This window comes from Phyllobacterium trifolii, from assembly GCF_014192095.1.
In the GTDB taxonomy this organism is placed as follows: domain Bacteria; phylum Pseudomonadota; class Alphaproteobacteria; order Rhizobiales; family Rhizobiaceae; genus Phyllobacterium; species Phyllobacterium trifolii.
Genome location: NZ_JACHXN010000001.1, coordinates 271905 through 295406, shown reverse-complemented (window position 1 = coordinate 295406; position 23502 = coordinate 271905). Strand labels below are relative to the sequence as shown.

29 protein-coding genes are annotated in these 23502 nt (G+C 57.0%); 13 read left to right on the top strand and 16 right to left on the bottom strand.

Translation table 11 applies throughout. The features are described from left to right. Nucleotides 1-37: 37 nt before the first annotated feature. The gene (locus FHS21_RS01500; protein ID WP_112530856.1) at nt 38-1159 is read right to left on the bottom strand and encodes a glycosyltransferase family 4 protein; all 1122 of its coding nucleotides are present in this window, start codon (nt 1157-1159) and stop codon (nt 38-40) included. 8 nt (nt 1160-1167) lie between these two features. Beyond that, nucleotides 1168-1689: a polysaccharide biosynthesis/export family protein gene (locus tag FHS21_RS01495; RefSeq protein WP_162701976.1), complete on the bottom strand. Its 522-nt coding sequence runs from the start codon at nt 1687-1689 to the stop codon at nt 1168-1170. 242 nt (nt 1690-1931) lie between these two features. On the opposite strand from FHS21_RS01495, the gene FHS21_RS01490 reads away from it, so the two are divergent. Next, on the top strand, nt 1932-4169 hold the full coding sequence (locus FHS21_RS01490) for a GumC family protein (protein WP_183660809.1): 2238 nt from the start codon (nt 1932-1934) through the stop codon (nt 4167-4169). Here FHS21_RS01490 and FHS21_RS01485 read toward each other — a convergent pair. Next, entirely contained in the window at nt 4166-5293 is a 1128-nt protein-coding gene (locus FHS21_RS01485; protein ID WP_183660807.1) for a GNAT family N-acetyltransferase, read from the bottom strand. The two genes, FHS21_RS01490 and FHS21_RS01485, sit on opposite strands and share 4 nt — an antisense overlap. 167 nt (nt 5294-5460) lie before the next feature. Here FHS21_RS01485 and FHS21_RS01480 point away from each other — a divergent pair, with 167 nt between their 5' ends. Then, on the top strand, nt 5461-6477 hold the full coding sequence (locus FHS21_RS01480; protein WP_183660805.1) for a polysaccharide deacetylase family protein: 1017 nt from the start codon (nt 5461-5463) through the stop codon (nt 6475-6477). A gap of 71 nt (nt 6478-6548) precedes the next feature. Continuing rightward, nucleotides 6549-6932 (top strand): nuclear transport factor 2 family protein, encoded by a 384-nt coding sequence (locus tag FHS21_RS01475; protein ID WP_183660803.1) that lies wholly within the window; start codon nt 6549-6551, stop codon nt 6930-6932. On the opposite strand, the gene FHS21_RS01470 is transcribed toward FHS21_RS01475, so the two are convergent. After that, nucleotides 6924-7142 carry a DUF2842 domain-containing protein gene (locus tag FHS21_RS01470; protein ID WP_112530862.1) on the bottom strand — a complete coding sequence of 73 codons (219 nt, stop codon included), beginning with the start codon at nt 7140-7142 and terminating at the stop codon, nt 6924-6926. The genes FHS21_RS01475 and FHS21_RS01470 overlap by 9 nt on opposite strands. Nucleotides 7143-7271: 129 nt before the next feature. Next, complete coding sequence (locus FHS21_RS01465; protein ID WP_112530863.1) at nt 7272-8153, bottom strand: hypothetical protein; 882 nt, start codon at nt 8151-8153, stop codon at nt 7272-7274. A 213-nt stretch (nt 8154-8366) separates the two neighbouring features. On the opposite strand from FHS21_RS01465, the gene FHS21_RS01460 reads away from it, so the two are divergent. After that, nucleotides 8367-9437, top strand: coding sequence for a COX15/CtaA family protein (locus FHS21_RS01460; protein WP_376772056.1), 1071 nt, complete (start codon nt 8367-8369; stop codon nt 9435-9437). Here the strand turns inward: FHS21_RS01460 and FHS21_RS01455 are convergent. From FHS21_RS01455 to FHS21_RS01420, 8 genes are all read right to left on the bottom strand, one after another. After that, complete coding sequence (locus FHS21_RS01455) at nt 9434-9823, bottom strand: type II toxin-antitoxin system VapC family toxin (protein WP_112530865.1); 390 nt, start codon at nt 9821-9823, stop codon at nt 9434-9436. The genes FHS21_RS01460 and FHS21_RS01455 overlap by 4 nt on opposite strands. Further along, nucleotides 9823-10062, bottom strand: coding sequence for a type II toxin-antitoxin system Phd/YefM family antitoxin (locus FHS21_RS01450; protein ID WP_210002326.1), 240 nt, complete (start codon nt 10060-10062; stop codon nt 9823-9825). The genes FHS21_RS01455 and FHS21_RS01450 overlap by 1 nt, the downstream gene beginning before the upstream one ends. Before the next feature lie 80 nt (nt 10063-10142). Then, nucleotides 10143-10994 (bottom strand): aminoglycoside phosphotransferase family protein, encoded by an 852-nt coding sequence (locus FHS21_RS01445; protein WP_112530866.1) that lies wholly within the window; start codon nt 10992-10994, stop codon nt 10143-10145. Beyond that, the gene (gene argC, locus FHS21_RS01440) at nt 10987-11922 is read right to left on the bottom strand and encodes an N-acetyl-gamma-glutamyl-phosphate reductase (RefSeq protein ID WP_112530867.1); all 936 of its coding nucleotides are present in this window, start codon (nt 11920-11922) and stop codon (nt 10987-10989) included. Before argC ends, FHS21_RS01445 begins: the two co-directional genes overlap by 8 nt. A 205-nt stretch (nt 11923-12127) precedes the next feature. Then, the gene (gene speB / locus FHS21_RS01435) at nt 12128-13084 is read right to left on the bottom strand and encodes an agmatinase (RefSeq protein WP_112530972.1); all 957 of its coding nucleotides are present in this window, start codon (nt 13082-13084) and stop codon (nt 12128-12130) included. 113 nt (nt 13085-13197) lie between these two features. After that, complete coding sequence (rpsI, locus tag FHS21_RS01430) at nt 13198-13677, bottom strand: 30S ribosomal protein S9 (RefSeq protein WP_112530868.1); 480 nt, start codon at nt 13675-13677, stop codon at nt 13198-13200. Nucleotides 13678-13679: 2 nt separating this feature from the next. Next, entirely contained in the window at nt 13680-14144 is a 465-nt protein-coding gene (gene rplM / locus FHS21_RS01425; RefSeq protein ID WP_112551331.1) for a 50S ribosomal protein L13, read from the bottom strand. A gap of 285 nt (nt 14145-14429) precedes the next feature. Then, nucleotides 14430-15317 (bottom strand): LysR family transcriptional regulator, encoded by an 888-nt coding sequence (locus FHS21_RS01420; RefSeq protein ID WP_112530870.1) that lies wholly within the window; start codon nt 15315-15317, stop codon nt 14430-14432. Nucleotides 15318-15469: 152 nt separating this feature from the next. Here FHS21_RS01420 and FHS21_RS01415 point away from each other — a divergent pair, with 152 nt between their 5' ends. Beyond that, on the top strand, nt 15470-16123 hold the full coding sequence (locus tag FHS21_RS01415) for a hydrolase (protein ID WP_112530871.1): 654 nt from the start codon (nt 15470-15472) through the stop codon (nt 16121-16123). Between the two features lie 109 nt (nt 16124-16232). Here FHS21_RS01415 and FHS21_RS01410 read toward each other — a convergent pair whose 3' ends face one another. After that, nucleotides 16233-17234, bottom strand: a complete 1002-nt coding sequence (locus FHS21_RS01410; RefSeq protein ID WP_183660801.1) for an NADP-dependent oxidoreductase — start codon at nt 17232-17234, stop codon at nt 16233-16235. Between the two features lie 60 nt (nt 17235-17294). Next, nucleotides 17295-18110: an oxidoreductase gene (locus FHS21_RS01405; protein ID WP_183660799.1), complete on the bottom strand. Its 816-nt coding sequence runs from the start codon at nt 18108-18110 to the stop codon at nt 17295-17297. A gap of 89 nt (nt 18111-18199) precedes the next feature. Between FHS21_RS01405 and FHS21_RS01400 the strand changes: the two genes are divergently transcribed. The 4 genes from FHS21_RS01400 (at nt 18200) to FHS21_RS01385 (ending at nt 20004) form a co-directional block, all read left to right on the top strand. Further along, nucleotides 18200-18631 carry a winged helix-turn-helix transcriptional regulator gene (locus FHS21_RS01400; protein ID WP_112530874.1) on the top strand — a complete coding sequence of 144 codons (432 nt, stop codon included), beginning with the start codon at nt 18200-18202 and terminating at the stop codon, nt 18629-18631. Between the two features lie 151 nt (nt 18632-18782). Beyond that, nucleotides 18783-19013: a hypothetical protein gene (locus FHS21_RS01395; RefSeq protein ID WP_112530875.1), complete on the top strand. Its 231-nt coding sequence runs from the start codon at nt 18783-18785 to the stop codon at nt 19011-19013. Further along, complete coding sequence (locus tag FHS21_RS01390; protein WP_112530876.1) at nt 19010-19621, top strand: hypothetical protein; 612 nt, start codon at nt 19010-19012, stop codon at nt 19619-19621. The genes FHS21_RS01395 and FHS21_RS01390 overlap by 4 nt, the downstream gene beginning before the upstream one ends. Before the next feature lie 11 nt (nt 19622-19632). Beyond that, nucleotides 19633-20004 carry a hypothetical protein gene (locus FHS21_RS01385; RefSeq protein ID WP_112530877.1) on the top strand — a complete coding sequence of 124 codons (372 nt, stop codon included), beginning with the start codon at nt 19633-19635 and terminating at the stop codon, nt 20002-20004. 57 nt (nt 20005-20061) lie between these two features. Here FHS21_RS01385 and FHS21_RS01380 read toward each other — a convergent pair whose 3' ends face one another. Next, nucleotides 20062-20502 carry a PaaI family thioesterase gene (locus tag FHS21_RS01380; protein ID WP_112530973.1) on the bottom strand — a complete coding sequence of 147 codons (441 nt, stop codon included), beginning with the start codon at nt 20500-20502 and terminating at the stop codon, nt 20062-20064. Nucleotides 20503-20592: 90 nt separating this feature from the next. Between FHS21_RS01380 and FHS21_RS01375 the strand changes: the two genes are divergently transcribed. From FHS21_RS01375 to FHS21_RS01360, 4 genes are all read left to right on the top strand, one after another. Further along, nucleotides 20593-21141: a hypothetical protein gene (locus FHS21_RS01375; protein ID WP_112530878.1), complete on the top strand. Its 549-nt coding sequence runs from the start codon at nt 20593-20595 to the stop codon at nt 21139-21141. A 24-nt stretch (nt 21142-21165) separates the two neighbouring features. Beyond that, entirely contained in the window at nt 21166-21603 is a 438-nt protein-coding gene (locus FHS21_RS01370) for a CoA-binding protein (protein WP_112551333.1), read from the top strand. A 263-nt stretch (nt 21604-21866) separates the two neighbouring features. Next, nucleotides 21867-23153, top strand: a complete 1287-nt coding sequence (locus FHS21_RS01365) for an O-acetylhomoserine aminocarboxypropyltransferase (protein WP_112530880.1) — start codon at nt 21867-21869, stop codon at nt 23151-23153. Between the two features lie 4 nt (nt 23154-23157). Further along, nucleotides 23158-23502: a cupin domain-containing protein gene (locus FHS21_RS01360; RefSeq protein WP_112530881.1), complete on the top strand. Its 345-nt coding sequence runs from the start codon at nt 23158-23160 to the stop codon at nt 23500-23502.

The window sequence follows — 23502 nt, the reverse complement described above, 5'->3', positions numbered from 1 at the left end:
TCAATACCACATATGCGCTAAGAAAGGCTTGAGGAATCTAAAGCTTTAATGCTGCGAAGTACTCGGCTTCCAGCCGCGTAGCCATTGCCTCGATACCGAACTTTTGCTTGAGGGTTCCGATACTTGGAAGCATCTGCTTATAGGCTCTGATATCGCCGATGACATAGGTCATTTTGATCGCGAGATCATTGGCATCCGGCTGCACCAGGGCAGGGGAATCATCGCCGAGAATTTCCGGAATGCCACCGACGCGACTGGCAATAACCGGCATCCCTGCGGCGAGAGCCTCGATCACGATATAGGGCAGGGCCTCGGCGCGGGAAGGGATCACGACCACTTTGGCCAGCCTGAATGCTTCATGCGCCTTCATCGGCATGAGAAAACGGATATCTGCACCGGCTTGTTTGACGAGGCGAGTTCGATCCTTACCGTCGCCAACCATGACTGCTGTCAGGTTCTGGCCGCTTTGGCTGTTCGCTTTCGCAAGGGCGGCGATGAAGATATCGGGTCCCTTCAATACGCGCATCTCGCCGATGAAAAGGAAATCGGCGGCGTCGTGCAATGTCACGATCGGTTCGAATTCACTGTCTGCCAAGCCGTTATAAATCAGCGCGAAGCCGCACCGCGGCTCACCGACTTTCTTCGTATAAACGTTCTGTTCGAATGCGGAAACGAAGATGATCCTGTCGGTCATCTTCTCCATCGCGCGTTCGACCCGGAAAATCACACGGCCCTGCAGGCTGTTAGGATCGTAGTGCAAACTGCCGCCGTGCGGAGAGTAAAACCGGGCAACGCGCGAACCGGATACCCGCAGCCACGAGCCGAAGAGCCGCGCATAGGTGCCGCCTTTGGCGCCATGCCCATGCAGGACATCCGGCTGCAATTTCTTGATGATCCTGTATGTCCGCAGCGCCGCCATTGCATCGCCCGGACCGATCTGGCGCTGCATGGCAATGCGTTTGAGACCGAGCTCAAGTCTGTCGCGCAGCCCTGCCAGCAACGCTTCTTCGAAGTCACCGCCCGTCGATGCGTCACAGATCACGCCGACCTTGTGACCGGCTTTCACTTGCGCTTCGATGAGATCGCGCACGTGGCGAAATATTCCGCCCACAGGCGCGCGAAAACAGTGAACGATGCGAAGGGATGGTTTTTCGGCCATTCCCGTGATCAGAAAAACCGCTCGCGCACGTAGATTGTGTCGCCGGGCAGCACCTGATCGGAAATGGTAACGCGGCCGGTCAGGCTTTCGCCGTTGAACTGCCGCGTGATATCGACGTCGTTCTGTTGTGCGCGCGGGGTAAAGCCGCCGGCCGCGGCAATGGCTTTCTGCGCCGTCATGCCCGGAACGTAGGAGTATTGCCCGGCCGCACCGACTTCACCCATGATGAAGACGGGGCGGTAGCGATCGATCTCGACCGCGACGTCCGGATCGCGCAGATAACCTTTGCGCAGCTTGGCGGCGACTTCCTTTTCGATCTGCTGGATGGTCTTGCCGCGCGCAGGGACGCTGCCGATCAGCGGGACGGAGATATATCCAGCCTGGTCGACGCTATAGGTGTTGGTAATGCCTTCCTGCTCAAACACAGTCAGCCGGATGCGGTCGCCCGCGTCCAGCATGTAAGGCTTGTTGATGGCTTCGTTGAACGCTGCCGGGGCCGGGCGGTAACTGGCGCATCCGCCCAGCGTCATGGAAACAACGCCGATGGCCACCAGAAAGATCTGCTTGCTGAACACGTCACGAACCCTAACAAACGTTGCGGAGAAGTTTTCTCGATTCTGTGCGGGATTATCAGTTCATTAGGGTTAATGGCTGGTAAAGTTTAGCAGCGCCAGGCAGGTAACTGCACGCTGTGGTTGAATACCACAACTTCTTAACTCGCTGGTTACCATGCGTCTTTACCATTATACCATTCGTATTGGAGTGTTCTGGAATGCCCGCGAGCTCTGTCGGAAACGATGTGGACATTGATATAGGCGCGTTGTTTGCCAGTTTGTGGCGCAACAAGCTGCGAATACTCGTCGGCTCGCTGCTTTTGACGGCGCTGGCATTCCTACTCATGTCTTTGGTCTCGCCAAAATATCGCGCCGAGACCCGCATCCTCATCGAAACGGGTGAATCGGTTTTCACCCGTCCGGCAAACCAGCAGGCGGACGATCGTCCGGTGCTGGATCAGGAGGGTATCAAGAGCCAGGTCGAACTCATAGGTTCGTCCGATCTGCTGAAACGCGTTATCGTCAAGCTCGACCTCGCGAAAAACCCCGAACTTTCCGCTGGCGCTGAACCCTCGGCGCTGTCGCGTCTGTTTGGCGCTGTTGGTATCGGCAACAATCCGGATGAAGAGACGCGTGACGACTATATTCTCCAGTCCGTACGCGATCGTTTGCTCGTTTATAATGTCGCGGCTTCGCGCGTCATCGTCATTCAGTTCTCCTCCAAGGATCCGGCGCTTGCCGCATCGGTCGCCAACGCCATCGCGGACGAATACGTCGCCACGCAGCAATCTGCGAAGTCCCGGGCAAACACCGATGCAGCTGGCTGGTTGCAGCCGGAGATCGCCGACCTCAGCCAGCGCGTCAAGGATGCCGAGGCGAAGGTAGCGGCTTATCGTGGCTCCTCGGACCTTCTGATCGGCCAGAACAATGCTGTTCTCGCCACCCAGCAGCTTTCCGAGCTTTCCACGGAACTGTCGCGCGTACGGGCAAACAGGGCGGCAAGCGAGGCAAGCGCCCAGAGTGTCCGTGCTGCGCTGGCCAAGGGTGCACCTGTCGAAACGCTGCCCGCTGTCATGGCGTCACCCCTGATCCAGCGCCTGCGCGAGCGTCAGGTACAGCTCAACAACGATATCGCCGATCTTTCGGCATCCCTGCTCAGTGGCCATCCTCGCATCCGGGCACTGCGTTCGCAGCTCGCCGATCTTAACAATCAGATCCGCCTCGAGGCGCGCAAGGTGCTTGGCAGCCTCGAAGCCGAAGCGGAAACCGCACGTTTGCGTGAAAGCCAATTGACGAGCTCGCTCAATGAGTTGAAGAAGCAATCTTCGAAAGCGGGCGAAGAAGAGGTAGAGTTGCGCGCGCTGGAGCGTGAAGCCACCGCCCAACGGCAATTGCTCGAATCATACCTGACCCGGTATCGCGAAGCGTCGTCCCGCACGGATCGCGGCTATCTGCCAGCGGATGCGCGTATCTTCTCCCGCGCCGACAGACCGATCGAGCCGTACTTCCCGAAGAAGATCCCGATGACGATTGCGGCATTCGTTGCATCGCTGCTGCTCCTCAGCATCATCACTTTGCTGCGGGCTCTGTTCAGCGGGCAGGCGCTTCGCCCCGCGGCCAATACGCAGCCAGTCGTTGCGGAAGCAATAACAGCCCCGGTGGCCGTTCGCGATATCCCTGAACCGGCTCGGCCTGTCGTCGAAGCCGCTCAGCCCATGGCAGAGCCGGTCGCGCCCCTTGCCGCTGATATCCATGAAATGCCTGAAGAGCCGGCGGTCTCCGAAGCGAAAGAGCAGCAGGCGGAATTGGACACATCGGCCGTGGAGGCTCCAGCGGAAGCGCCGGCAATTCCCACCGGTCATTCGGGCATTGCCAATGTCGCGACGCGTTTGATGGCGAGCGGCGCAGCCCGCGCCGTGGTGGTTTCGCCGGAAGGCGATGAAGCCTCGGCATTGACCATCCTGCTCGTGCGCGAACTTGCGGACCGGGGCGTGCGGGTCATCCTCGTCGACATGACGGGGTCGGGCGAAATCGGCCGTTCCATGCTGGACGACAAGAACCTTCCGGGCATCACCAATCTTCTGGTTTCGGAAAAGCATTTCAGCGATGTCATCCATCCGGATCACTATTCGCAAGCCGAGATCATCCCGCTCGGCAATCACGACCCGGCGAAAGCCATGCAGTCCGTCGGCCGTTTGCCGATGATCCTCAATGCCTTGCAGTCGGCCTATGATCTTGTCGTTGTCGATGCCGGTCCGGCGACTGTTGTCGAGCTGAAGCATTTGCTGGCCGACGGAACGGAACTCATTCTCGGCGTTGTCGACCCTGACGATCCTGACGTAGCCGCTACGGCCAAGGCTGTTTACGACGCGAAGCTGCTTGAGCCCGAATTGCTGACACCCTTCGAAAAAGAGCATCTGCGCCTGGATTCCGGCCGGATTGTACGTTCGGCCTAACGTTTACCGAAGAGACGCGAACGGGCCTTTTTCACCGCGGCCCAGACGGTTTCGTTTTTCTTGATGCGGCGCACCAGCTTGCCGCGCGCATCGAGATATCCTGCGAACATTCGCCCCTTCGCCGTAAGGCTGACATCGGTGTCGTAGCTCGGCACTTCGATATCGGACCAGCTGCGTTTATACGGTTCGTCGCCAATGCCAAAACTGTAAACGGCAAGGTCTGTCTTGCAACTGTCCTGAATGTCTTCGAAAAACAGGAACTCACCGGGGCTGGCGCTGACCAGTTCATCCTCTGTGATGCCGATGAAATCGATAAACGTTTGTTTTCTCCCATAGGACTTGCCGAGAACCGCGCGATACTGCCCACCCACTTCAAGTGCTTTGAGTTGAAAGCCTGGCATTGCCGATTGAACTTCGTGGGCGAACAGCTGCTGGAAGAATTCCATGGTTCCCGCGGGTTCATAGGTGTTCTTGATACCAGCCTTGGCGAGCCGCGCTGACTTGCACTCGAAATAATTGTTGAGCATCGCGTTGGTCTCGACGAGAGTCGTTGCCGTCACGATGCGATATCCGCCTGCATCCTCGAACCGTCGCGTGTTCTGACGATGTTTCTTCTTCTTGCGTTTGGCATTGTGTCGGCCAACCACGATTTCAAAATCGCGATCCAACGTAATACCCAGGCTGACATTGGCATTCTCGCGACGTTGCAGCTGCATCAACGGATTGGCTTTGCCGTCAAGCTCGCCCAACTGTCGTACAAGCGAGACAACATCGATATCCGGCCGGGCTTTGCGCAATGTTTTGAATAGAGTGGTGAGATCGGCTGCCGTAATGCGCGCGTCAGTCGCCAGTGCAGGAAAATTGCAATTAGCGTGCGGTCCGCCGGGAAACGCGGCAATCTGGACGGGACCTCTTTTCACAATCTCCAACGGCAAAAGGAAAACGGGCCTTTCCGCTTCAAAGAGCGCCGCCACAAGACAGTCTGCATTGACGCACGACTGCCAGAATGAAAACCAGTTGGCGGTTTGTGCTGGACCGGCAAGAAAATCTTCGCCCAGTTCATTCCACAATGCTTTGGCTTCAAGCGGTGCAATTATTTTTGCTTGTCGTGAAGTGATGGACATTCTTGCGTTCCATTGGAGGAGATGCGAAAGGCGGCGAGGTTTTGTTGATCAACCATATATAAACGTTTAAGTCGCAAGAGTTGATGAACACAACCTCTCGGATATCTCAAATAACGCGAATTGGTGAAGGAATGGTCCACGCGGCTGACTTGATACGAAAAGCCGTGATGAGACTGGCTTGGCATAGCGGCTTTGCCTCAAGCACACGCGACCGCTTTGGCGGGCTTGGTTCCATCATCATGCTGCACCGGGTACGTCCGGATTGTATCAGTCCGCTCGGCGTCACCCGGTCACTGGCGATCACGCCCGTCTTTCTCGATCAAATCATCGTGTCGCTGAAATCCGAAGGCACGGAAATCGTCTCCATGGACGAGATGGCTGAACGCGTCAAAGCTGGACTACCGGGCAAACGGCGCTTTGTCGCCATCACGCTCGACGATGGCTATAACGACAACCTCAATCACGCTTATCCGGTTTTCCAGAAGCACAATGCGCCGTTCACGATATATGCTGCTCCTGGCCTGATCGAGGGTGCTGCGGTACTTTGGTGGGAGATCGCCGAAAAACTCATTGCCAAGGCAGATTCGATAAGGATCCCCGGCGGGCCGGAATGGCGTTGCCGGACTCTATTTCAAAAACGCGCAACTTTTCATTCCTTGATGCGCTATTTTTCGTTCACGCTGACCGAGTTGGAACAGTTGCCGGTCCTTCGTGAAATGTGTGCGCAGGAGGGAATGATCTGCGGCGCGTCCGCCGATCAGGACGTCATGAACTGGAAGGAAATGCGCCAGATCGCCAGTGATCCGCTATGCACGATCGGCGCGCATACCGTTCATCACTACAACCTTAAGAAATTGACTCCGGATATGGTCGCGCAGGAAATGCGCCTGTCCGCCGATATGCTGGAAGCAGAACTCGGCAAGCGGCCGGCTCATTTCGCCTATCCCTACGGCTCTTCGAAAGCTGCAGGTCGACGCGAAGCAGAGATAGCCGCCGCAGAAGGTTTTGTCTCCGCCGTCACGACACGGCACGGCACCATCCACGCTGAACATCGGGCCAATATGTGGGCGCTGCCACGCATCTCCATCAACGGCCGCTTCCAGAAACTGGTCTACGCCAGGACGATGATGAGCGGCGTGACGACGCCGATCGCCAATGCGGGAAGGCGAGTGGTCCAGGCCTAGAGCAGGTTTTAGGCACATTGTCGGGGCCTCCCCACAGGCGTATCCTCAATCAGCGTAGTTGGGAGATTGAGATGGATGATCGAACCGTGCGAATGGCGCTGCAGCGCCATTGGGATGCTTCGGACGCGAGCGATTTCAAGGTCGAACATGAAATCTACCGCGAGGATGCCGTGCTCTATTATCCTCAATCGGGCGAACGGATTCGCGGGCGAAACAACATCCAAGAGAGTCGGTTCGTCCAGCCAAACAAAAAACGTTTTACGGTTCGGCGAATTATCGGTGGCGGCGATCTCTGGGTGACTGAATATATGCTTACTTACGACGGCGTACCGTCTTATGTGGTGAGCATCATGGAATTCCACGAAGGACTTGTGGCAAACGAAACGCAATATTTCGCCGATCGGTTTGATCCGGCACCCTCACGCGCGCATCTTGTCGAGCGAGTATCAGGGTGAATTCTTCTTCGGCGCCTTTTCCATCCAGCTGATGATGAACATCGCCGGTACGACCCAAAGGAATCCTGTCCCGAAGAAATAGAGCAAGTGAACCCACGGACCGGAATTGCCAAGCAGCGCAACGGCAAAGATCGTTGCGACGATTGCATAGACGCAGACGAGCGCCACGAGCAGAAATGTTCCGATGAGTTTCTTCAGCCTTACAGGCATTGCGCTATCCAGTTTATCTTTTCCGGCCATCCTCTAACGTTAAACAAAACTGCCGGAAAGCAAAAAAGCCATTGCGGTGATAAAAAGCTGGCCATTCCAGGCGGAGCGGCCAGCCTTTTCGGGGGAATCCTAAAGCAGTTTTACGCTTGAGCAAAATCCTGGCTGATATTGGTAGACCCACTGTGTCTTCGTGGTACTGCTGCTGGACACCCATTGGGTCATGCCGCGCATCGTGTCGAAGATGAGTTTCGAACGGTCGGTCACTTTGGCGGAAAACACCCCGCCATCGGATTTGACCTTGAAGGAAAGTTCGGCAATCGCAGGCTTTGCGGCAGTACCGACATACCATAGCGTCAGCGAGAAATCCGCGTCCTTTGCGCCAAGGTCGCTATCGACACCGGTATAGGTAAGTTCGGTAATATCGAGCTTGCCGACAAGACTCAAAGTATCCTTCTTTGGCAGATTGAGTGATTTGATGGCGGGGAAGAGGCCGGTTACATCATCCAGACTGTTCAGTTTTTTCGTCGCAGCGAGCGGTTCTGTCGTCGAGTGCGAGAAGGTTTCCTTGAAAGGCGGCACGATGTCGTCTTCGAGCTTGGTCTTGGCGCCTGAAACGCTACCGCTGACATCAGTGGTCGCGGCCGTCGATTGACTGGACGAGCGGAATTTGAGCGTGATTTCACTGGCCGCGTCGTCGCCGCGTGTGCGTAGCATGTAGCCCGACGCATTCAGGTGGCAGGTGCCGGGCGAATCATAGAAGCGCACGGTGCGCGTTTCATCTTCGGTGAACTTGCCGTCAACGCTGCGATCGAAATTTACCGTCTTCAGTTGGGCTTTCAGATCAGCCAGGAACTGATTGGCAACTGTTGCGGGTTGCTTGTCGAAGAGGGATGGTGTGAGCAGGATCTTGTATTCCTTGCTCGCCAACGCATCTGCAGCCTGAGCAGCACAGGTGATATAGACGACGGCGGCAGCCGTGCCGGCTGCGATTTTCAACCAATTAAACATCATAACCTCTCAGATTAAAGGGATATTGCCGGGCACGATGCCAGGCGCAATATTGCTCTGGCAGTGTGGCGAATAAGCGATGACGCCTTCGTGACGGCGCAGACCTGGACGCGACGGCGTGTCGCGTGAACTGCGCTTGTCATGCAACCGCTTATGCTGCACCTATCGGCGCAATAAGGAGCGTCTTGCATGGCTGCCAATACACTATCCCAGGGCATGGTCGTCTCGGTTCAGGACCGCGAAGCGCGAAACCGCAAATATATCCGCATCTGGCTTTATCTGGTGCTGATCGTTCTGGCGACCATCGTGCTCGTCGGCGGTGCAACGCGGATGACCGGCTCGGGCCTTTCCATCACCGAATGGAAGCCTATCCACGGCATCATACCGCCGTTCGGCCATGATCAATGGATGGAGGAATTCGATAAATACCGGCAGATCCCGCAATATCAGCAGCTGAACAAGGGCATGAGCCTTGCGGAGTTCCAGCAAATCTTCTGGTGGGAATGGGCGCATCGCTTTCTCGCGCGCGGCGTCGGCTTTCTCGTCGCGCTACCGCTCGCCTTCTTCTGGCTCACCGGCCGGCTGGAGCGCCGGTTGAAGCCGCGCATGATCTTCATTCTGGCGCTTGGCGCTCTGCAAGGCGCAGTCGGCTGGTGGATGGTCGCCTCGGGGCTTGTCGACCGTGTCGATGTCAGCCAGTACCGGCTCGCCACGCATCTCACGCTCGCCTGCATCATTTTCGCGGCGGTCATGTATGTGGCGCGCGGCCTTGCCGTCTACTCCGAAGCGCCGGCCAATCGCCAGACTCAGCGCCTCGCCGGCTGGTTCGTGCTCTTTGTCTTCATCCAGATTTATCTCGGAGCGTTGGTCGCTGGCCTTGACGCAGGCCTTTCCTATAATACCTGGCCGCTGATGGACGGGGCAGTCATCCCCGGCGATCTTTTCCCGATCCAGCCGATCTGGCACAATCTCTTCGAAAGCCCGAAGACAGTGCAATTCGTCCATCGCTGCTTTGCTTATTTCGTGTTGATCGCGGCTATCTGGCAGGCTGTATCGACAGTCCGGCAAGCCCCCGGCACCACCCATGCGCGCCGCGCCGTGCTTCTTGTCGTCCTGGTAACCCTGCAAGCGGCGATCGGCATCACGACGCTTTTGATGCAGGTGCCGATCGGCCTCGGGCTGCTGCATCAGTTCTTCGCCATTGTCATTCTCGGGTTTTCCGTCGCCCATTGGCGCGGCACCAAAGGCGCTTATCCGCGTGAGACAGAAGTCGTCGCTGAGCGCTAAGTATCGCGTGCCCAAAGCTGGGGGACTTCCTTGTAGGTGTGAATTACACTGTCGGCGTGGACCAATATCAAACCGTCAGATTGCGCTTGAGTTATCAGCATCCGGTCGAAGGGGTCTGGATGTGACCAAGCAAGGTGCCCCGCAAGTTCGGCATGATGCGGCGATATGGAGAGCGGCAAAAAGCCATTTCGCTCGATGGCTGCGTGGGGCAAGCCGGAAAATCGTAATTTGCCCTTGGCACTTTTGATGGCGATTTCCCAGATCGATGCTGCGCTGATGTAGATTTGGTTGTCAGGATTGGCAATTGCGTCGCGGGTTACAGAGCCGAGTTTGTCGGCACCCTCATCCCACCAGAGAAGAACATGTGTGTCGAGCAGCAGCTGCATTACAATGTGTCATCGTTGAACAGGGCTGCGATCTCCGGATCTAACGCGTCGAAGTCTTCGGCAATATAGGAAATCCCGAGCGCATGAGCAGGCTTGCGCGGCTCCTGCTGTTTCGGCAAAGGGCCGAGTTTTGCGAGCGGGATACCATTCTTCGCAATGATGACCTCTTCGCCGGACGCAGCACGATCCACCAAACTTGAAAGGTTCGTCTTCGCATCATAGAGATTGATCTGGTTCACAATTCTCTCCTTGACCAAGTAGACCAAAGGTACCATGGGCACACCACTTGGTCAACTTGGTCAACTTGGTCAATACGGGCTTAAATTGTTTGCAGCACACGCCGGATTGCCTCTGCCACGCCAAGGCTGCGCTTCGACTCGTCGAAATTCCCGTCCTCGTCATGCCATGAGGCCGAGAGGCAGGCATGGGTCATGCCAAAGCCCAGAATGGTTTCTATATCGCGGTTGAAAGCTTGCGAGAACGTCTGCGCCATGGTTGCAATGCGACGCTCGCTCATCCGCAGATCATCGCGATCCAGCGGGTTGTAGAACATGTTGGCGGTGTCAAACATCGGGTCGCCGATCAGGCCCTTGGGATCGATCACCAGCCAGCCGCGTTTCCCGCGCAGTACGTTCTCGTGGTGCAGATCGCTATGCAGCGGCTGGACGTTTTGTTGATTGTTCAGGAGCATGTCTGCAACGGCCGCCGCTTCGACGAACTGGCTGTTCACCCCACGTGTCCGGTCCGCCTCAGCCCTCTTGAACAGGCTGGCGAAATGCGTCCGCAACGGTATGAGTCCCGGGGGGAAGGGCCGGTTTTGCAGTTTCGACTGCATGAGGCGCAGGAACACATTGACAAAGATCTGCGTCGCGTCGTCGTCACCGTGTTCGTTGAGATGATCAAGCAGGGTGCGCGCGCCGGCATATTCAAGCAGGAGGTTATTACCCCGCTGCGCCAGCAAACGAATACAGCCATTGCCGTCGTGCCAGTCCAGATAGCGCCTGCCACCCAACTCTTCCCGCACACCGAGCGGTGTCAGATGTTTGATGATTGCGGGCTCGCCATCTTCCAGCCGCACCTTGACGATCCGGCTGGTGGCGGTCTCGGCGACGAGTTCGGGGGAGAAGACTTTCCACTCCGGTGGGAAAGTCTCCGCTATTGCATCAAGCATTTCCAAGCATCAAGTCCAGGTTCTGCACCGCAGCCCCCGAAGCGCCCTTGCCGAGATTGTCGAGCAGGGCGACGAGATTGACCTGACCGGTGCCTTCAGTACCGAACACATAGAGCTTCATGATGTCCGTATCGCGCAGCTCTTCCGGATCGAGGCGGGGCAACATAACGCTTTCGGCCAGCGGCACCACCTGCACGATGTTCTGCCCCTCATAATGGGCGCTGAGCGCTGCATGGATATCCGCCATTGATGGATTGCCATCTAGGTCCGCGGTAAACAGCGGCACTTGAACGATCATGCCTTGTGCAAAACGTCCGACGCTTGGCGAAAAGATAGGTTTGCGATCCAGATGCCCATGCACCTGCAACTCCGGCACATGCTTGTGCTTCAGCGGCATCGCATAGAGGAAATGGTTTGCGTCGATATGATCAGACGCATCCGGATTCTCCATCTGTGCGATCAATTGCTTGCCGCCGCCGGTATAGCCGGAGACCGCATTGACCGTGACCGGATAATCGCCGGGCAGGATGCCCCCATCGCGCAACGGCCGAACCAGCGAAATAGCGCCGGTCGGATAACAACCGGGATTGGCGACGAGCCGCGCATCGACGATTTTTTGCCGCTGGTCGCGGTCGAGCTCGGCAAAGCCGTAGGCCCAGTCCGGATGCACGCGGTGCGCGGTCGAGGTATCGATGATCTTTGTCGAGTTATGCCCTTCGAGAATCGATACGGCTTCCTTCGACGCATCATCCGGCAGGCAGAGGATGGCGACGTCCGATTCCTTGAGAAAGTCCGCGCGCATATCCTTGTTGCGCCGCTCGGCTTCAGGAATGGAAAGCACCTCGAGATCATCACGGCCTGCAAGCCGCGTGCGGATCTGCAGGCCGGTGGTACCGTGTTCGCCATCGATGAAGATTTTCGGTTTCATGGGAATGCCCTTGGAAGCTTTGAATTCAGATTAGCTCAGTTTTTTCAAATTGGCTTTAGCGCTGTCCGTGGTTCGACAAGCTCACCAGGGAACTAACCTTGCAACGTTATCACCCTCATTTGGGAGATTGGCGGTTATCTTGCAACCCACCGTTCTACCTCATGGTGAGCTTGTCGAACCACGCACGGCAGCATTGCCAGGATCATCATCGTTTTTGCTTGGCCTTCTGCTCTGCCAGTATACCCAGATAATACATCGCGATTGTGGCACCTGCGATCGCCGTCACGTCCGCATGGTCATAGGCGGGCGCAACCTCAACCACATCCGCGCCGACAATGTTCAGTTCCGTCAGATGCCGCAGAACGGAGAGTATCTTCGCAGAGGAAGGCCCGCCAGCGACAGGCGTTCCCGTACCCGGCGCGAAGGCCGGGTCGAGACAATCGATGTCGAAGGTCAGATACACCTTCCTGCCTGCCGTCCGGGCAATGATCTGCTTGGCGATGTCCGCTGCGGACATTTCCTCGACCTCGTAGCCATAAACGATCTTCAACCCGCAATCGTCTGGAGCATGGGTGCGAATACCGACTTGAATCGAATGAGCAGGGTCGATCACCCCGTCGCGCGCGGCGCGGCCAACGAAGGATCCATGATCGATGCGCTTGCCGTCATCGTACCAGGTATCCTGATGCGCATCGAACTGCACCAGCGCCACCGGACCATGCTTTGCCGCATGCGCCTTGAGGATCGGCCACGTCACGAAATGGTCGCCACCCAGCGACAGAAGGAACGCGCCGGACGTGATGATCTTTGCAGCTTCCCGCTCGATCGTAGCTGGGGTTTTCTGGTGATTGCCGTAGTCGAGCAGGCAATCGCCATAATCGACGACCGCCAGATCGGCAAACAGGTCGCGCTGGAACGGATATTGCGGATCATTGTCGAAAATCGCCGATGCCCGCCGTATCGCCTGCGGACCAAACCGCGCGCCGGGCCGGTTGGAGACAGCGGCATCGAACGGAATGCCCCATATGACCGCTTCGGCACCATTCAGGTTCTTCGTATAGCGGCGGCGCATGAAGGAGAGGGCGCCCGCATGGGTCGGATCAGTGGCCGCGCTGGTCAGATTGCGCGCTGTAAAGGCATGGTCGATGGACTTCGATGGCATCTGCTGCTCCCGTTCCTGCAATCCGATATGCGTTTTGCTCATTCGCGTGTCTTAGCGCAACAAAAAAGCGGACCCGAAGGCCCGCTTTCTGTTCGTGTCCATATAAAGCGATATTAGCGCTTCGAGAACTGGAACGAGCGACGGGCTTTCGCCTTGCCGTACTTCTTGCGTTCGACGACGCGGCTGTCGCGTGTCAGGAAGCCACCCTTTTTCAGAACGCCGCGCAGTGCAGGTTCGAAATAGGTGAGGGCCTTGGAGATGCCGTGACGAACGGCACCGGCCTGACCGGACAGACCACCACCGGCAACGGTAGCGATAACGTCGTACTGGCCGGCGCGGTTGGCAGCAACGATCGGCTGCTGCAGGATCATCTGCAGAACCGGACGGGCGAAATACTTGCCGTATTCCTTTTCGTTGATGACGATCTTGCCGGAACCTGGCTTGATCCAGACGCGGGCAACCGCATCCTTGCGCTTGCCGGTTGCGTAGGCACGGCCCTTGGCATCGAGCTTCTGTACATGAACCGGTGCAGCGGCCTGCGTCGGGGCGACGGCAGAGGTACCGAGTTCTGCGAGCGAGTTGAGCTCAGCCATTCTTATGCGCTCCTTTTGTTCTTGGAATTCAGCGCGCCAACGTCGAGGACTTCAGGTGCCTGAGCTTCATGGGGGTGGTTGGAACCGGCGTAAACGCGCAGGTTCTTCATCTGGCGACGGCCGAGCGGGCCACGGGGAACCATGCGCTCGACAGCCTTCTCAACGACGCGTTCCGGAAAACGGCCTTCGAGCAGCTGACGGGCAGTGCGTTCCTTGATTCCGCCTGGATGGCCGGTGTGCCAGTAATAAACCTTGTCGGTAAACTTCTTACCGGTGAGCGCAACCTTGTCGGCGTTGATGATGATGACATTGTCGCCATCGTCCACGTGCGGGGTGAAGGTTGCTTTGTGCTTGCCGCGCAGGATGTTGGCGACGATGGAAGCAAGACGGCCGACGACGAGACCTTCGGCGTCGATCAGGATCCACTTTTTCGTCACATCTGCCGGCTTCTGTGTGAAGGTAGCCATTGTGTTCGTCCTTGAGATCATCCTTCATAAAAGAAGGCTTTTCTTGTTGCTTGGGTTATGCGGAAGCTTGAATTTTCGCATAACAATGAAAAGCGGCGGGAGAACCCACCGCAGTCGAGGGTTTCAATAAAGGGGCCGGGCGCTCGCGTCAAGTGACGATTTTCGCGTCATACCAGAAATAACATAGCAAATACAGATACTTATTGAAAAGGTATTATATTACCACATAATTTCGGGCAGTATTTGACCGCTGGAAGAATGGGGGGCTGTAGCGAGAAGACTGACTCAAGTCTCATTTTCACGCGGAGCAGGTTCGCAATACTCGATCAGCAATTCGGTGAGGACCCGTATCTTCCGTGCGGGATGCTGACCTGGCGGGCGGATGACATATGCACCTGCCGGAGGCGGTGGATAATGCTCCATGACCGGCACAAGCGCGCCGGAGGCTATATATTCATGGGTAAGGCAATCGGGCAGGTAAGCGATCCCGAGTCCTGCTGCCGCGGCGGCGACGAGAGCAGTGCCGTTGTCGGCCTTGAAGCGCCCCTGCGGACGAACCGTGATGATCTTGTCGCCTTCCATGAGTTGCCAGGCTTCGGTGCCCTGCATGAGGGCCTCATGAGCGACGAGCTCCTCCGGCGTTTCGGGCGACCCATGCGCCTCGATGTAGTCCGGGCTCGCGACGAGCTTCCCGTAGATCGGTCCGACGCGTCTTGCGATCAAGTTGGAGTCCTGAAGATAGCCCACACGTATCGCACAATCGTAACCCTCTGTGATGAGATCGACGAACCGATCACTGTAGCAGGTGTGGATTTGGAGTTGGGGGTGGCGTCGCGCCATTTCCGCGAGGATGGGAGCGAAGTGGGTCTGTCCGAAAGAGAGCGGCACCGCAACGCGCAAGCGGCCGCGAAGGTCACCGGCGGGTAGGATCGTTTCCTTGGCCACGTCGATCTCGGCGGAGACTCTTGCTGCGTAGTCTCGAAACGTGGCCCCGGCTTCTGTGAGAGCAGCGCCGCGGGTGGTTCGTGCAAGAAGCTGGACGCCAAGTTCGGCTTCAAGCCGGAAGAGCCGACGACTGACGATCGACTTGGAGACGCCGAGCCGGAGCGCGGCGGCCGAAACTCCTCCAGCATCAGCAACTTCTACGAAGGTCCGTAGTTCTTCGATATCCATTCAGCGTTCCCCATTTCGCGACACAGCTTGCCACAAATCGACACTACCGCATCGTGTCTGGGAACGGCAATGTCCCTTTTAGGCAACGTCGCCCTTGGCGCATGTCTTCCCGCAAACCAACCTCACTAACAACGACAGCATAGGAAGTAATAATGACCTTTCGTAACGGCCTTGATTCTCTTCTACGTCCCGAAGACTCCGTACTTGTTCTGATCGACCACCAGCCTTACCAGCTCGCGAACCTGAACAGCCACGATCCTCAGGCAGTGGTCAACAACTCGACCGCCCTGGCAAAGCTGGCAAAAGCTTTCAATGTTCCGACGATCCTCACCAGCGTGATAGCGGATCGTGGTGGCAAGCTCTTCAAGCAAATCACTGACGTCTTCCCGGGGCAGGAAGTGATTGATCGGACCTGGGTGAATACCTGGGAGGACGAGAAGGTGGTGGACCTGGTCAAGGCGACCGGCCGCAAGCAATTGATCATCGCAGGTCTGTGGACCGAAGTTTGCGTAGCGATGCCTGCGATTCAGGCAGCCGGCGAAGGCTGGGACGTGACCGTCATTACCGACGCATCGGGCGGAAGTTCAACCGAGTCTCACCAGGTCGCCATACAGCGGATGATCGCGGCCGGCGTTAACATGATGACCTGGATGGCTCTTGCTGGCGAATGGCAGCGTGACTGGGCTCGCACCGAGCACGTCGAAGAGCTGACCGAAGTGCTCATCTCGCATATGAGCGGCAGCGGCATCGCGTATCTTTGGGAGCAGCAGCTGCTCAACACGCCTGTACCCAGCAACGCAGGATGATCTGAGCGGGGGTGAAGGTTTTCGAGCGACGTTGCGAAAAAGCGGTTTGCTTCTCGAACCTCGTCACCCCCTCTCGGTCATGGAGCGGCCCCCTTATTGGCCCGAGGCGTCACTTCACAGCGACGACTACCTTCCCCTTCGCACGACCAGTCTCGACGTACGCCAGCGCCTCATTTGTCTTCTCGAACGGGAAGACCCGATCCACTACCGGTCGTATGACACCTGCCTCGATCAGGGAGGTGATCTGACCAAGCTGCGCGCCGTTGGCCGTCATGAAGTGGAAGGAATAACTGATGCCTTGGCGTTTCGATTTTCTCCTGATGCCGAAACTCAGCAGGCGCACGACCAGTCGAAGCGGCCAGCCGGAACCATTCTCCTTTGCAAAATCCGGGTCCGGCGGACCGGAAATCGAAATCAGCTCCCCGCCCGGCTTCAGCATGCCAACGGATTTTTTCAGCGTATCCGTGCCGAGACTGTTTAATACGACATCGTAATCCCGTAGGACCTCCTCGAAGTTGTCCTTCTTGTAGTCGATCACGACATCTGCGCCGAGACTTTTGACGAGATCGATGTTTACCGTGCTTGTGGTCGTTGCCACATATGCCCCGAGATGCTTGGCAAGCTGGATCGCAATCGTGCCCACGCCGCCCGAGCCGGCATGGATCAGGATCTTCTGCCCCTTCTGCAGGTTGGCACGCTCCACAAGCACCTGCCATGCTGTCAGGGCGACAAGCGGAATGGACGCGGCCTCTTCCATGGTCAGGTTTTTCGGCTTCATCGCCACATCTGCCTCGTCCATGGCGATATATTCGGCAAATGTCCCGATGCGATCCTGCGCCGCACGTGCATAGACCTCGTCACCGGGCTTGAACCGCCGGACATTGGCCCCGACCCGGACCACGACTCCCGCTACATCGTTGCCGAGGACCAGCGGAAGTCGGTATGGCAGGATGAGCTTGAACTCACCATCTCTGATCTTGCTGTCCAGAACATTCACACTGGCGGCGCGAATCTCCACCATCACATCATTCTCACGCAGCTCCGGCTCGGGACTTTCCGTGAAACGAAGAGGCCCACCTTTCACATAACGATCGATCAGGAATGATTTCATTTTGAGCCAACTTTCGTTTCGGTGGTCAGCGGGCAAGCCAAACAGGGGCACTATCGGCGCTCAGGCAGGAAGCCCGCTGAATTTCCGCAAGTTCTTGTCGACGAAGGACTCCGGCAGGAAGCGGCGCATAAACCGGACTTGCGCCGCCGCTTTGCCTGCAGTGTAGCGTCTTTTGGGTGATGCGGCATTGGCGGCCCTTACGACCGTTGCGGCGACCACCTCCGGCGCGTCACCCTTCGCGATGATTTCGCGCATCAGCTTCTCCGCGTTGGCACGAATGGTTTCATAGACGGGAAGCGGCTGGTCCGGCCGGGTGATGTTCTCTTCGAAGGATGTGCGGGTCACACCGGGCTCGACAAGTACAACGCGGATGCCCTGCGTTCGAACTTCGTGGTCAAGGGATTCCGAATAGCCCTCGATAGCGTGTTTGGTCGATGCATAGAGGGCATTATAGGGAGAGGGGATGAGCCCGAGTATTGAACTCAGGTTGACAATTCGGCCGCTGCGCTGGCGTCTCATCACCGGCAGGACTGCATTTGTCATCCGCAGGACGTCGAAAACGTTCACGTCGAACACAGCCTTCGCCTGCGCCGCCGAGGACTCTTCAGCGCCGCCAAGCAACCCGATCCCGGCATTGTTGACGAGAAGATCGACCCGCCCGGCGCGGCTGAGAACATCGTCGACGGCCGCCTGCACCGATGCGTCATCGGTCACATCGCAGATCAGCATCGTGATCCCGTCCGTGGTATCCGACATTGGCTTTCGGCTGGTACCGAATACACGGTAGCCATCGCGCCGCATTGCTTTTGCCGTTACCAGCCCAATGCCGGAGGAAGCGCCCGTTACCAGGGCGACGCGGGGTTGTGTCTTGTTCATTGCCTTCTGCTTTCATTTTGTCGTGGAATATCGATGAACAATCAGTTACTATGAATTTAGTAGTAAGTCACTATCAAAAAGATACCGACATGAAAAATCTTTCAAACCAGCCATGCCTGATCGCCCGCAGCCTCGCGCTTGTGGGGGATGCATGGAGTATGCTCATCATGCGGGATGCCCATGCGGGGCTCACTCGCTTTGATGAATTCCGCAAGAGCCTCCAGATCGCGCCGACGATGCTGACGGCGCGGCTTTCAGCTCTGACTGAGGACGGGCTGCTGGAGAAACGCCGCTACTCCGAACGTCCGCCACGGGACGAATATGTGCTGACGGAAGCCGGCCGAGACTTTCTGCCGGTGCTGTTTGCGATCGGCGCGTGGGGACGCAAGCATCGCGGCGGGGGCGAGGTGACGCGGTTTTTCGACGCCGAGACTGGAACGGAGATCGATCCGGTCACCATCGACCGCGAGACCGGCGCTCCGGTTGGTACGCGTGCCATTCGCACTGTCTTACCCGGGTAGCCGCCCCGATTATGCTGGTACGGGATTGCTTAATAAAGAATCAGCACCAACTCTTGATGAGATAATGGGCAAAGCGCAACTTTCGTTGAATTGACCACGCCTCCCTCAAATCCGCATAACTCAATTTTTTGCGGATTTTTGAGAGGCGTCGATGATTTTCAGAATTTTATTGTGCATTGCCCTTTTGGGGCTGACCGCTTGCAAGGATACCCCAGGCGAAGTGGCGGAGCGTACCTTCCCTGACCCGGTACCGCCGGTATTCAAGCATGTCGACCCCGAACCGGAGCAGCCATTAGTCAAGCCCGACAAGTTGGAGCTTGCACGGAAAGAGGCGGCCGCGCTCAAGGCGCAGGGAAACTTTTCGAGGCGGCAGACAGGTTGAGGATTGGGCTCGATGAGGAAGCTTATGCGATCTTTGCGCCGGAAGATTTTGTGCTTGAGGACAAAACAAAATATGATGACTCGGCGGATGCACAACTCGTTGCTGCCGTCGATGGGAAGCCTTCGGTCAAGCGCCACAAGATGATGCTGGACGGTAAGACCTTCTGGTACACAGCCTCGGCCAGGTCATTTGACCGCCTTTGCCAAAAAACCGGAAAAACAGGACCCGCAAGCCTCTATCTTCTACACCGCCTATACGCGCGACGAATAGTTGAAAGCATAAAATATGCGCCTTCTCTCAAGCTTCTCACCGTACTTGGTTACTACGATACGATAACAACGTTTTTCCAATCCGAACTCGATCTCAAGGGCGTGATCATCGACCCGGCGACAAATCGCACCTTGCTCGACCGGGTTCCGGTGAAGAATTTTGCGGGCGGGCACATGATCTACTATTCGGAAGAAGCGCGGGCGCCGCTGAAGAAGACGCTCGACGAATTCTACGATGCGCCGCCGTATGGCACGGGGCCGACAATTGTCAAAGCCCGCGATCTTGTCGCTGCCGCGCCGGCGCAGCGTGCGCCTGTCTCTGCCATTTCCCTACATTAGGAGAGCGATCCATGACCATTTCACGCACAATCATCATCGCGCTTCTCTTCACCGCAATGGCCGGTTCAACCCATGCCGGGGATCGCATTTGGGACCCGGAACCTGGAGCCAAACCGCAAAAGCAGGATGCGGCTTCGATCCAGAAGCAACTCGATCAGGAACTGCGTGCCAAATTCGAGGCTGCGGCGAAGTCCAGGCACCTTTTGACCGCGCAAGCCGCCAACGATGCCGGTTGGGGCTTTGTCGCCGATCATTTTGACCAGATCGACGGTAATCATGACGGCTACGCCAGTTTCGATGAAGTGCAGGCCTTCTTCGATGCCCGCTCGCCCCTGCCTGCCGCCATAACAAGAGCTGCGGCAAAGGTGCAGGTTGTGGAGTAGACGGCCAAGTAGGCGGCAGCCGGTGAAGACACGCAAGGTTGTTTGGTGAAGAGTGGCTTATTGCGAAGGCACGGGGCGGGGCGGGATTGAATAGGTGGCCGTTGCATGCGCTACGAGTTCGCTTGTTGAACCGCTTGTCATGGAAATCTCCACAATCGCCAGACGCTTGCCGAGTTTGAGGATTGTCGCTTTGGCATCGACGGGTCCCGTTTCCGGTTTGCGCAGGAAATTGATATTGAGGTTTGTTGTCACGGCGAGGGCCACCGGACCGATCTGCGCGAGAATCGCCACATATGCGGTGATATCGGCGAGTGCGAACAATGTGGGCCCAGAGACCGTCCCGCCGGGTCGCAAATGCCGGTCTGACGGATCGAGCCGCATGGACGCAAAACCTTCGCCCGCGTCAGTCACCGTGAAGGCCATTCCTTCCGCGTTCACCTGTGGAAATTCGCGTTCCAGAAAGGAAGTCAACGCCTCCACGTCCATCGTTACAGCCATAAAATCCATCCTTTGCTGTTTTTTCTTTACACTTAACTGTTATTCTTGACGCTCCTATTTCTGCATCGTCTTTTCAAGACGGAGGACGTTATGAAACCGCCTGGATTGGTCGCAGCATGCTGCGTTTTCGCGCTTGCCTATGCGGGGACTATCGCGACACAGAGGACAACAACCCCGATACAAGCTGTTGAGACATTCAGTCTGCCGGAGCGACCGGTGTCTCTGACGGAGGATACGATCAAACGTTTCCTTTTCGGGTTTGCGCCCGTGGCTGCGACAGCACGTGAAGTGGATGGCAGAGGGGAGACCGCGGAACGAACGGCGATCCTCGATGTGAAAGCAGCGGAATATGGTTTTGCGAGCTTCTCGGACTGGGTAGATACAACCAATACGATCATGGTGACCTATCATTGGGTGACCAACCCCGATCCGCGCGCCGAAGTGGATAAAGCGATCGCCGCAATTCCCGCCATGCCAAATCTTTCCGATCAGGAAAAGTCCGATATGATCGCGGGATTGAAAACCGGGCTTGCCAAGGTCGAAAATGCAAAACCGACGCCGGAGAACATGGCGATTGTCCAGAAGCATTTGCGCACGCTGAAACCATTCTATGAACTTTGGGCGGCGCCGCCCGGATAAACGCAGAACAGGATATGCGTGCTGATGCAGGAACATGACCACTATTCCGACGACTATATTCGCGAGATATTGTCTTCGGTCAAAACCATCGCTTTGACCGGCGCTTCGCCCAATGAAACGCGGCCGAGTTTTTCTGTGATGAGATTTCTTCTCGGCCAAGGATATCACGTCATACCCGTCAATCCGGGGCAGGCGGGAAAGACCATTCTTGGCCAACGGGTCTATGCACGGCTCGCCGACATTCCTGAGCCGATCGATATGGTGGATGTCTTCCGCAACTCGTCTGCCGTTCCGGGTGTGGTCGATGAGGCGCTTGCACTCATACCGCCGCCGCGCGTGATCTGGACTCAGCTCGGTGTTTGGGATGAAGCTGCCGCGCGCAAGGCGGAAGCAGCCGGGATCCAGGTGGTCATGAACCGGTGCCCGGCCATCGAAATTCCCCGGCTTGGCATGCGCGTCTAGGACGGGATTTTCCCGCCCGCGCAGATTCATTTTCGTCGAGCGCTGAAAATGAAATGCCCGGGTGCCGTTCCGGTGCACGAGTTAAACGCTTTTAGGCGATTCTCATGCAAGAAGTGACGATTCCTATGCAAGAACCCCGAAAATGGCACAGGAATCTCAATCGCCGGCTGTAATTAGATTGTCCTTGGTTGCGAAAATGCGCACTTGGCCCCAGCGTCGCAATCCCATAGCCTTGTAGGAAGGTTGGCAACAGGAGGACAAACATGGCGCATCGGGCCCCCGGAATCGAAACATTGGCGGTCCACGCCGGCGCCAGGCCCGACCCTGAAACGGGCGCGCGGGTGACGCCGATCTATCAAACGACGGCGTTCGTCTTCGATGACGCAGAGCATGCGGCGTCCCTGTTTGGCCTGAAGGCGTTCGGCAATATCTACAGCCGAATCACCAATCCAACCAATGCGGTACTGGAAGAACGTGTCGCGGCACTTGAAGGTGGAACGGCCGCACTGGCGGTTGCATCCGGTCACGCGGCACAATTTCTGATATTCCACACATTGATGCAGCCTGGGGATAACTTTGTCTCGTCGGACAAGCTTTACGGCGGGTCCATCAACCAATTCGGCCAGTCGTTCAAATCCTTCGACTGGCAGGTGCGCTGGGCAGATGGGACTGATCCCGCGGCATTCGAGGCGCAGATCGATGGCCGGACGCGCGCTATCTTCGTCGAGAGCATCGCCAACCCCGGCGGCATCATCACCGACATCGAAGCCATCGCAAAAATCGCCCATCGGCATGGCCTTCCGCTGATCGTCGACAACACGCTGGCGTCACCATATCTGATCCGCCCGATAGACTATGGTGCTGATATCATTGTACATTCTGCAACGAAGTTTCTCGGCGGCCATGGCAATTCCATGGGTGGCATCATCGTCGATTGCGGAACTTTCGACTGGTCGAAATCCGGAAACTACCCGCTGCTGTCGCAGCCGCGTCCCGAATATAATGGGGTGGTATTGCACGAAACCTTCGGCAATTTCGCCTTTGCCATCGCCTGCCGCGTGCTCGGTCTGCGTGATCTCGGACCAGCGCTCTCGCCGTTCAATGCCTTCCAGCTTCTGACCGGCATCGAAACCTTGCCGTTGCGCATGCAGCGCCATTGCGACAACGCGCTTGAAGTCGCCAAGTGGTTGAAACAAAATGAGAAAGTGGGTTGGGTCAGCTATGCAGGATTGGCCGACGATCCCTATAATGAACTGCAGCAGAAGTATTCTCCGAGGGGAGCGGGCTCGGTTTTCACCTTCGGTTTGAAGGGTGGGTATGACGCCGGCGTCAAACTCGTCGAGCATCTGGAGCTCTTTTCGCACCTCGCCAATATCGGCGATACGAGATCGCTTGTCATTCACCCTGCGTCGACGACGCACCGGCAACTCAGCGACGATCAGAAGATCGCGGCAGGCGCCGGTCCCAATGTGGTACGGCTTTCGATCGGCATCGAGAACGTTGCGGACGTCATCGCCGATCTTGAACAAGCGCTGGCAAAGGCAGGGTAACACCATGAAAAGTTTTGTTAAAATAGATTTTGGCAATATCGACCCCGAGCATGGCGCGCCGAATCCAGAGCGCGTCATTTCTGGCGATCCCCAGTTCCGCACATGGAATTGCGAGGAAGCCGAAGGCAATATCTATGCGGGGATATGGGAAGCTACACCCGGCAAATGGCGCATCGCCTATGACGAATGGGAGTTCTGCCACATCCTTTCCGGTCGTTCGATTATCACCGAAGAGGATGGTGGCGAGTGGCGTGTCGAGGCCGGCGACAGTTTCGTGCTGCGTCCGGGGTTCCGCGGAACTTGGGAAGTGCTCGAGACGACGCGCAAAGAATATGTGATCAGGTTATAA